Source organism: Cellvibrio sp. OA-2007 (assembly GCF_000953825.1).
In the GTDB taxonomy this organism is placed as follows: domain Bacteria; phylum Pseudomonadota; class Gammaproteobacteria; order Pseudomonadales; family Cellvibrionaceae; genus Cellvibrio.
The window spans coordinates 1-2,681 of record NZ_BBUL01000048.1 but is presented as its reverse complement, the minus strand read 5'-3'; the positions used below and the strand labels follow the sequence as shown (position 1 = coordinate 2,681).

Annotated in this window: 3 protein-coding genes; all 3 read left to right on the top strand. The window is 44.6% G+C overall.

Annotated elements, in window-relative coordinates:
* Window positions 1-244: 244 nt before the first annotated feature.
* Entirely contained in the window at window positions 245-1,660 is a 1,416-nt protein-coding gene (locus AWU77_RS02235) for a DNA cytosine methyltransferase (protein ID WP_062058624.1), read from the top strand.
* Window positions 1,661-1,762: 102 nt separating this feature from the next.
* Window positions 1,763-2,098 (top strand): hypothetical protein, encoded by a 336-nt coding sequence (locus tag AWU77_RS02230; protein ID WP_062058616.1) that lies wholly within the window; start codon window positions 1,763-1,765, stop codon window positions 2,096-2,098.
* 138 nt (window positions 2,099-2,236) lie between these two features.
* Window positions 2,237-2,572 carry a hypothetical protein gene (locus AWU77_RS02225; RefSeq protein WP_062058613.1) on the top strand — a complete coding sequence of 112 codons (336 nt, stop codon included), beginning with the start codon at window positions 2,237-2,239 and terminating at the stop codon, window positions 2,570-2,572.
* Window positions 2,573-2,681: the final 109 nt, after the last annotated feature.

Here is a 2,681-nt window from a genome sequence, read left to right as displayed (position 1 = left end):
TTGCTCGGGCTGCGACAGGGGCTACCGCCCCAGACCTTTGTTATGTGGGGCTGCGCCCCACGCCTGCATAGTTAATCAGTAAATGATTGGGTGCCATCGAAGCAGGATTTTCGCGGACGCGAAAAAAACAGTGCCGAAACACGAAAATTTTACGTTATATCACTTGTAATCAGTTGACAAAAGACGCGAATTTTTAGATAATTCAGATTAAGGAAGTACGACAACCTTCAATCGGAGCGGAATTATGTCAGCAGCAATTGATTACAGTTATCACGCGGTTGGTGAAACATCGAAAGGTCATCGCATTTGGATTGAAAACCTGATGCTTGAGCGCAATGGTTTTACCGCAGGGGCAATCTACACCCGGCGCATATCGAGTGATCGCAAAATTATCGTTCTTGAGTTGATCGATAACCCAGAGCAAACCGCCGCGCAAGAAACCTTCACTGTAAGTAAAACGGCGTCAGGCACCCCAATTGTCTACATTCGCAATAAAACCATTAGCGCTATTTTTGGTGGTCATGAGCGCGTAGTGGTTGAATATAAGCAGGGTGTAATTGAGATTAGTTTGCACAACGTCTGCAAGCTGTCAGCAGAGCGCGTGAAGCGTTTTCGCGAAAATTTGAGTAAGGGCGAACTTACCGAGGGAACGTTTTGCGCCGGTGTAGGTATGTCAACCTTGGGTATTCATGAAGGATTTAAAAAGCATGGAATATCCATAAAGACCAGTTGGGTACTTGATCGGGAGCAGCGTTTTTTAGATGCGGCAATAAAAAACAATCCCGCCGTAACGCGCGAAACCAGTGTCATCAATGGAAAGATGGAAGAGCTGGACACTCGCAAGCTGACGCCGGTTGATATTTTCCAATTCTCGATGAGCTGCCGAGTTTACACAAAGGCATCACTGGCCAAGAAAAAAAGGGCTGTTGCCGAAAATCATGAAGACGCGGCAGGTGTATACGGCATTTTCAAATCACTTGAGCCAATCAATCCCGCTGTGATTGTTAGCGAAAATGTGCGTGAAGCCAAAGGATCAGCGACTTACATTATTTTGAAGGCGGTACTGCAAGAGCTTGGCTATAACGTTTACGAATTTACTTTAGACAACGAGCAATCAGGATCTTTTGAAAACAGACCCCGTTACTGGTTTGTCGCCATTGATAAGAATCTGCCAGAAATTATTCCCGAAGCGATCCCAGCTTATACCCGTCAGTACTCAACATTTGCCGATGTAATGAGCGCGGCACCCGCAAACGATTCAGCGTATGAGTGGCGCACACCAACCCAAGCGCGAGTTGAAAAAATTGTGAGAGATAAAGAAAAGGGCAATGGTTTTTCAAATCAGCCAATGCTTTATCCGCATAGCACAAGTGCTCCCACTGTTCGCCGCGAATACCTCAAAAATGGTTCAACTGACGTGCAGATCGCCGGGGACGGTGGCACCTATCGCATGCTAACCCCGGAAGAACATTGCGTTATGAAATCTGCGCCGCTATCGCTAATTGCTGGGCTTACAAAAACGCTAGCACACGAAGTTTTGGGGCAGGGCGTGGATATGGGCCAGTCAATTGGATTGGCCGAGCTGGTTTGTCTGTGTGTTACAGGTCAAGTGAAACGCACAGCGGCAGACCTAAAGCCTGAGCAGCAAAACCTGTTTTAACGAACAACGGTGGTTAATCGAGAAAGTAAAGATGTAGGGCTTGAGTGCTAGTAACACCCAAACCCTACTAACCAAAACCTTGGACTGATTAGGAGTAAGGCAATGGCTACAAACAATTATACAAAACGCGCGCAAGATTCGTTGGATTTATTAGTGATTGCAGATTTGCACCTCGCCAACATCACAAGAACCTGCAAGGCCGCAGTGGCGTATTCAGTTAGTCAGCGTATGGGTAGATTTAAGCAGACGAAAGAAGCGCTGGAGCAAGAGTTAAAGCGCTTGAGCAGAGCAGGGGGAGGATTGTTTTCCAGGTTAAAGAATTATTTAGCTATCCAGAAATTGAAGGCGAAAATTTTAGAAGTAAATCGCCAAATAGTTGAATGGATTGATATCACGTATCGCCATGTTTTTTCTGCATCCGTAAGAGGTGCAGCATGATGATATTTTTAATTAAATGCCTTATGCCACATGGCAATACCTTCTTTGCTATGTTGGTTTAACAACCGTAGAAGATACAAAAAAGGTTTTAGAAAAATACCACTCAGTTGTATTGAAATAGAAAATAAGGAATAGACTATGATCCCAATGATTGATTTAACCGCAATTACGATTAACCCTTTGCAATCCCTTGTAATGTTTTTATCAGTTGCGTTGTACATATACATATTTATTGCTTTGAATCGAAGAATTAAAAAGACAGAGTTTAGTGATGTTGCCAAAACTAGAGCGCGGTTTGTTCGAAGTATTGCTTTTGTGATACTGGTTTTTTCGTGGATTTGGGTTTTTTACATTCCATTTAAACCGGAAGGTTTTAGTTATGCTTGGGGATTGGCTACTTTCTTAAGTTTCATATCGGCACCGGTGATAATACTAGCTACTGCCGCTATGAATTCAGTAAAGGAAAATGTTTAATACAGCCCCCATTCACTGATTAACTATGCAGGCGTGGGGCGCAGCCCCACATAACAAAGGTCTGGGGCGGTAGCCCCTGTCGCAGCCCGAGCAACGAAAGCGCGAAGCG